Annotated in this window: 7 protein-coding genes and 1 pseudogene; 5 read left to right on the forward strand and 3 right to left on the reverse strand. The window is 34.9% G+C overall.

The genetic code is table 11. The annotated features are described in order from the left end of the window. Positions 1–353: 353 nt before the first annotated feature. From NEOC84_RS09890 to NEOC84_RS03740, 5 genes and pseudogenes are all read left to right on the forward strand, one after another. Positions 354–1,577 (forward strand): annotated as a pseudogene (locus NEOC84_RS09890) (IS256 family transposase). Between the two features lie 131 nt (positions 1,578–1,708). Then, positions 1,709–2,131: a group II intron maturase-specific domain-containing protein gene (locus NEOC84_RS10140; RefSeq protein WP_347566637.1), complete on the forward strand. Its 423-nt coding sequence runs from the start codon at positions 1,709–1,711 to the stop codon at positions 2,129–2,131. 11 nt (positions 2,132–2,142) lie between these two features. After that, positions 2,143–2,268, forward strand: coding sequence for a hypothetical protein (locus NEOC84_RS10070; RefSeq protein ID WP_278248303.1), 126 nt, complete (start codon positions 2,143–2,145; stop codon positions 2,266–2,268). Positions 2,269–2,279: 11 nt separating this feature from the next. Then, positions 2,280–2,555 (forward strand): hypothetical protein, encoded by a 276-nt coding sequence (locus NEOC84_RS03735; RefSeq protein ID WP_166155411.1) that lies wholly within the window; start codon positions 2,280–2,282, stop codon positions 2,553–2,555. 182 nt (positions 2,556–2,737) lie between these two features. Next, complete coding sequence (locus NEOC84_RS03740) at positions 2,738–6,415, forward strand: tetratricopeptide repeat protein (protein ID WP_166155413.1); 3,678 nt, start codon at positions 2,738–2,740, stop codon at positions 6,413–6,415. Between the two features lie 91 nt (positions 6,416–6,506). Here NEOC84_RS03740 and NEOC84_RS03745 read toward each other — a convergent pair whose 3' ends face one another. The 3 genes from NEOC84_RS03745 to NEOC84_RS03755 all read right to left on the reverse strand — a co-directional run. Next, a complete protein-coding gene (locus tag NEOC84_RS03745; protein ID WP_166155319.1) occupies positions 6,507–6,677 on the reverse strand; it encodes a hypothetical protein in 171 nt (56 codons plus the stop codon). Beyond that, the gene (locus NEOC84_RS03750) at positions 6,667–6,903 is read right to left on the reverse strand and encodes a hypothetical protein (protein ID WP_166155415.1); all 237 of its coding nucleotides are present in this window, start codon (positions 6,901–6,903) and stop codon (positions 6,667–6,669) included. The genes NEOC84_RS03745 and NEOC84_RS03750 overlap by 11 nt, the downstream gene beginning before the upstream one ends. 50 nt (positions 6,904–6,953) lie before the next feature. Continuing rightward, on the reverse strand, positions 6,954–7,288 hold a 335-nt coding region (locus NEOC84_RS03755; protein ID WP_278248300.1), incomplete at its 5' end, for a group II intron maturase-specific domain-containing protein.

Genomic DNA, 7,288 nt, shown 5'->3' on the forward strand with positions numbered 1-7,288 from the left:
TTTAGAAAAGAAAAATGTAAATTTCCTTTTAAGGGTAAGCTAAAAAAGTAGAAATCCAAGAATTCTTGTTAGTGAGAATGAAAATTGGCTAAAATTTAAGAGCTTTAGCGTAGGAGGTAGCCTTCAAAATAGATTTTTAAAGCAACTTAAAGAAGAAATTAAGCTTTTTTAGCCTGAATAAAGACGTTTGGGAGAATTTTGAGCGACTAAGCCAGGAGCCTGTCAAAAAATCTGTGTAAATAAATAATAAGGAAAGTAGATTTTTATTATACTTTCAAAAGCAAACCAAGCTGCGAACGAAGCGAAGCGGAGTTTGCAGCTGCTAATCATTTATACAAATGGAGACAGACAATATGTCAATTCCTGAAAAATTCGATCTACAATCTGAGCTTGCTAAATGTAAAACCGTTGACGATCTGACAGGGAAAAATGGCCTTGTTCAGCGCCTAATTGGCAACATGTTGGAGCAAATGCTCCAAAAAGAAATGGATGAGCATCTGGGTTATGAAAAGCATTCATCCAAAGGACAACAGTCAGGCAATAGCCGCAATGGCCATGCCAAGAAAACAGTTAAAAGCAATCACGGTACTATTAGTTTACAAGTACCTAGAGATCGTAAAGCAGATTTTGAACCTATAGCAATAAAAAAACACTAAAGGAATATTAGCTCGTTCGATGATAAAATTATCTTCATGTATGCTAAAGGTATGACTACCCGAGATATACAATCTCATGTGCAAGAGTTATATAGCTTTGAGATGTCTGCTACTATGGTTTCCAATATAACTGATAAAGTTATCGAAGTAGCCACCGATTGGCAAGCTAGACCCTTGCAATCTGTCTATCTTATCGTGTTCTTTGACGCTATTCACTATAAAGTTAAAGAAGAAGGTAAAGTTGTCTGTAAGGCAGCTTATACATGCTTAGGAATAGATAATGAGGGAAAAAAAGATGTTTTAGGGATTTGGATCGGCGAAGGGGAAGAAGCAAAATTTTGGCTAAAAGTATGCACAGAATTGCAAAATAGAGGTGTAAAAGACATACTCATTGCATGTATTGATGGCTTAAAGTCTCTTCCTGAGGCAATAAGAGCTATATTTCCTGAAGTAAAAATTCAATTATGTATAATTCATATGATTTGCAATTCAATAAAATATATTCCTAATAAATATGCTAAAGAATTTGCAGCTAATTTGAAAGGAATATATGGGGCACATACGGTAGAATAAGCAGAGCAGAAACTTGAAAAGCTTCGAGGAAAATGGGATAATAAATATCCTCTAGCAGTAAAGCCATGGGTAGTCCACTGGGATAACATTAAGACTTTTTTTGAGTTTTCAGCACCTATTCGTCGTATGATCTATACTACCAATGCAGTAGAATCGCTTCATAGACAGTTTAGAAAAGTCACCAAAAATAGAGCAATTTTTCCTAATGATGATGCTCTCTTTAAAATGCTTTTTTTAGCATTCAGAGATGTATCAAAAAAGTGGACAATGCCTTTACTTGAATGGAAAACAATTATTTCTTATCTAGCCATAGCTTATGGGGAAAGGCTAAGATTAACAAATAACTGAGATGGTTTACACAGAATAATTGACAGTCTCGTCCAGTGCTTGCCAATCTATTTCTTCATTATGTATTTGACACCTGGATGACAAGGAAATATCCTAGCATGCTATAGTGTAGGTATTCTGATGATGGATTAATACATTGTAACACAGAACAAGACGCTCAATACCTTCTAACAAATCTAAAGCAACGATTTGAAGAATGTAGTTTGATGCTTCATCCAGATAAAACAAAGATTATTTACTGTAAAGATGGAAGCCGCAAGGGAAAATACAAGGAAACCAAATTTGATTTTCTAGGCTATACCTTTCGGCCAAGACTGGTCAAAAACAGTAAACGAAATAGCATGTTTATAAGTTTTACACCAGCAGTAAGCCAAGCGGCGCTAAAATCTATGAAAGCAACCATTAGGCAATGGAATATAAGAAATAGAACAGATTTAGAACTTGGAGATATAGCCAAAATGTATAATCCAGTTATCAGAGGATGGCTAGTATACTATGGGAAATATTCTCCATCAGCTCTATACCAATTCTGCAGACATTTTAATAGACACTAATGGCTTGGTGAATGCGTAAATACAAGAAACTTGCAGGTCATAAAACAAGAACGACTATCTTTATAGAAAAGATAGTAAAGGAAACCCCAGAGTTATTTGTACACTGGAATAAAGGAATGATAGGAGCGTTTGCTTAATTGGGAGCGGTATGAATCGAGAGGTTCCTGTACCGTTCTACGAGAGGCCTGTGGGGAAGTTCCACAGGTCGACTCATCACAAAGTGCATTGGCAATTAGATGTTTGTTATGGGGAAGATAAAAGCAAAGTCCGTAAAGACCATGGTGCCCAAAATCTATCAGTTTTGAAAAGATGTACCATGAATCTACTAAAAGCTGATACAAAAACAAAAGCAGGGATTAAGGGTAAGAGAGCAAAAGCTGGATGGAATCGAGAATACATGATGGAAATGCTAAATGGTAAATAAAATCTTCATGCAATTTCCCTGGCAATTTAACTTACTCTATCAGCTTAATAATTAGAAATCTATGTTACCTGGTGAATGCTTACTAGCTAGGATAAGAAAAAATTTATGGAGAACAAAGAAGAAGTTTGCTAATTTTTGATTGCACAGCTCTAATATACCAACACACGAGGAGAATTTTAAGGATGAATCGTATTTCATTTATTGCCCCTAAGGTCTATCCTTTTAATACGTCTTTTAGAGCTATTAGTAATCCTCAGGCTAATTCTTTATTAAGAGGACCTCATGAATTGTTTTTTGAAATCACTCGCACCCATATCTCAATACCTCCTCGGCTTTCTTTTCTTTCTTGGCCGAAACTATATAGTAGCTATGGATCTGCACCAGAAGTTGCTAGTAAAGTTTCTATATTAAGCCGTCACAAATTTCTAATTTACACAGCTGGTGGTATAGTTCTAACTCTTAGTGGAGCAGCAATTTTTTATAAAATATATGAGGAAAGTGAGCCCTTAGAGGAGCCGCTCCCCCCAGCTCCCTCTTCTCTTTTATATTCAGAAATTACCCTACTTGTTGAAAATTATAATAAAACCAGGCAAGAAGAAAAAGAACCTTTTTTAAAGCAAATTTTCCAAGAAATTGAGAAACTACGTAGCCTTGGTGATCTTAAACAATGGAAGGCTCCTTCATCAAATCCTATAGAAGCGTGCTTAGGCTTTATTTCTTTACTGGATTGCCATGAATCCTTAATAAGAATTGAGGCACTTAAACATTTAAAAGTCCTCATTTCTCAAAGAAAAAATTTTAAATTAAGAGCTCCTCATGAATTATATTTATTAGAAAATGAATTTAGGCAGCGCTTAATGAAATGTACAGATACAAATGAGTTTGCGCTTCTTCAACAACGTATGTTGGAAACTTATAAACTTTTACTTGAACAAATCTTTACTACTTTGGCATCTACAGGAGCCAATATTCCTAATGGTAAAATTGATGAATTATTGCAGCACCTAGCAGGTTTGGAAAAAAAACTAGCTAAATCTCCCGAGTTTCAATATAAAGCTGCTTATGTTAAAGTCCTTGTTAGTAGTCTTTCACATAATTATCAGCCTATTACTGAAGGATTTAAAGCAAGCTTAGATCTAATTGAAATTCTAATGGAATGTTTAAAAAAGGGAAATGATCTAAAATCGTGCATTCCTAATTCACGTAAAGAGTTGAAAAAGCTTTTACGAGAAATTGTGGTAAATCCCAATATCTTTAAAGACAAAGACTATTCAAAAAAAGTGCGGCAATTAATTGATAAAGATTTTCCTCAATTAGGCATGAAATTAAAGCTTACCTTGGAAAAGTTACAAAGGTGCTTTAATGAAAAATCAATTCCTACTGCATATGAGCGTATGCTTCTTTTAAAAAACCAATGGGAAGAACCTTTATCTGACAAAGAAAACTTTAATCAGTTGATCGAAATTGCTCGTTCCTTACCCGATACCGACGCAGACTTGCCTATACTTTATGAAATTGTCCAACGTTTAAGCGACATTGCCCTTTCAAATGGCTCTCTCAATGTTCGAGAAAAAGCTATAAAAAAATTAGATGTATTATTTTCTTTGACCTCCTGTGGGCGGAGCCAGATCCAGTATAAAATAGTAGAAACTTTAATTTTTTTAAAAGAAGATGCTAATTTTGATCATTTAGCTAAAGAAATATTAGATAAGCAAATTAAAAACTATCCGGATCATAATTTTAGCGCGATGTTAAGGTGGCATACAGAAGTTATGGAAGAAGAAAAAATAGAGAGTATCCGCCTACAAACAAAGAGAGACAATTGCTTGGAAAGCTCTATTGTACTAACCCCCCTTTCTGTTCCTGAGCTTAGCCCTCATTTTATTAGGAGACTATTCAAGACATCTAAGCTAACGGAAGCTCTTAGCCAAAGTATGCGCCAGCGTAAAGCACAAATTTATGTCATAACAGGTTCTATGGGGGTGGGCAAGTCTCAGCTAGTTTTAGACTATATGTACCAGCATAAATGGGACTATACTAAAATTGCTTTTATACAAGCATCCAAGCTTGATGCCTTATATATCGAGTTAGACAAATTAGCTGAAGCCTTAGCTCTTCCTAAGCAAGAAAAAGCTGAAGAAAGATACAATTTAATGAAAAATTGGCTAGAAATAAATCCGGGATGGTTATTAATTTTCGACAATTTAGAATTAGAAGCAGAGGAAATGGAGAAATTAAAAAAATATCTTCCTAAAAAAGGCGGAAATATATTAATTACTTCTTGTACTGCCAATCAATGGAAAAATCAACTAGGGGCTCAAGAGATTGGTTTAGACAATTTTTCCTCAGGTGAGGCTGTACATTTTCTTCTTAACGCTACTAATTTAACTGACCGAATAAAAGCGGAAGAGATTGCTAATGAGCTTCAAAACCATCCTCAAGTTTTGGCAAGTGCAGCTTACTACATTACAACTCATGGCCTAAATTTTTCAAGTTATTTAGACAGAATAAAGGAATCCCGTACTGAATTTCTATCAAAACATCAAGATCCTTTGTCTAGGACTAATGGTTCAATTTTAGCTGCAAGAAATTTAACTTTTGAAGCAGTAAAGAAAAAACAACCGTTAGCCATAGAGCTATTACATTTTTGTGCTAACTTAGATCCAAGTCACATTCCTAAAAGCTTGCTTAATAGCTGGTTCATCCAGCATTGCCCTAACACTAGTAGTTTAAGTAAGGAATCACAATTATCGAAGGTCGATGAGTTGATAGCAGTCTTGCTCAACCACCATATTATAACTATAAATAATTTAAGTAAGGAAGAATCAATAGCTATCCAGCGTCTCGATCAAGATGCTATTAAAAACACCTTATCTTTAGTACAACGAAAAAATGGGCTTAGAAAAGCTTTATTGGTGCTCAACTCTTGTTTACCCCGTCATGATATTGAAGGCTCGCAAGCAATGGATAAGCGAAAAATATTAATGCCCCATATTGAAGCAGTTTTGCATGAAATTAAAAAAACAGATAGAAAAATTATAGACCAAGCTTTTAATAATAGAGATAAAATAGATTATTTTAAGATAGGATGTAAGATAGGATGTTATGTTTTAATATTAGATTTCATTAATGCAAAGTTTGAAAACTCTTTAAAAGCAGGCTGCTGTTTTTTAAGGAACGGTAATCTTACAAAACTTAAGGATAAAATAGAAGAGGCCTTAAAAATTGATAAGCAATTTTATTTGAAACGTTACCCTGAATTATTGAAAATATATAATGATCAAGAAGTTGGTTGGAAAGATGGGGTACTATACCCCCAAATTAAAATGAATGGAAAAAAGCCTGGTTTCTATTTGGAAGATCCTTATCTTACCGAGTATTCTAGCTTAGGTGATGTGCATTATAACCTAGCAATAGTTTTGGAACAGAGAGGACAACATTCTCAGGCCATAGAAAACTATCTAAGCGCATTAAGGATTTGGGAAAGGATTTATGATCCTGATCATCCTAAGTTAGCTGATGCCCATAATAATTTAGGAAACGCCTTTACAGAAGCTGGACAAAATATTGAAGCCAGAAAACACTATAAACAAACTTTACAAATTTGGGAGAAAATTTATCCTCCCGATCATCCTAGGTTGGCTTACATACATAATAGCCTGGGAAATGTATATTTGAAAACCCAAAAATATCAGCAAGCTATAAACGAATATAAAGAAGCTTTTGAAATTGTAATCAAAAACTTTCCTTATGACCATCCTACCTTTATATCTACGTATAATAATCTAGGAAATGCCTTGATAAAAATGGGTGAGTGTCAACAAACTACAGAACTGCTTAAAAAAGAGTACGATGAGTAAATGAGTACATTAATAGTAAGGTGTTCCAACAGCCAATTCCTCTTTTAATATATAATTTGTCCTAGACACTACTTGACCTGGCAAACATGAGTTACCTGACAGATACTATCTCTGTCAGTTGTAACTTATCAAACATCTTTTCGCGAGCAAAATGTTTTGCATCTAAGAATGTTTGTAAAGGCGTCTTGCCAAAACTATACTTTCCTATATGTGTTCTCTCGTTATTATACCAGGGAAATTGCATGGAGATTTTATTTACCATTTAGCATTTCCATCATGTAATCTTTATTCCAGCCGGCTTTTGCTCTTTTATTTTTGATTCCTGCTTTTGTTTTTGTATCAGCCTTTAGTAGATTCATGGTACATCTTTTCAAAACTGATAGATTTTGGGCGCCGTGGTCTTTACGGACTTTGCTTTTATCTTCTCCATAAGAAACATCTAATTGCCAATGAACCTTATGGTGAGTCGACCTGTGGAACTTCCCCACAAGCCTCTCGTAGAACGGTACAGGAACCTCTCAATTCATACCGCTCCCAATTAAGCAAACGCTCCTATCATTCCTTTATCCCAGTGTACAAATAACTCTGGGGTTTTCTTTACTATCTTTCCTATAAAGATAGTCGTTCTTGTTTTATGACCTGCAAGTTCCTTGTATTTACGCATACCCCAAGCCACTAGTGTCTTATTAAAATGTCTGCAGAATTGGTATAGAGCTGATGGAGAATATTTCCCATAGTATGCCAGCCATCCTCTGATAACTGGATTATACATTCTGGCTATATCTCCAAGTTCTAAATCTGTTCTATTTCTTATATTCCATTGCCTAATGGTTGCTTTCATAGATTTTAGCGCCGCTTGGCTTACTGCTGGTG

The sequence above is a fragment of the Neochlamydia sp. AcF84 genome (genome assembly GCF_011087585.1).
Taxonomy (GTDB): domain Bacteria; phylum Chlamydiota; class Chlamydiia; order Chlamydiales; family Parachlamydiaceae; genus Neochlamydia.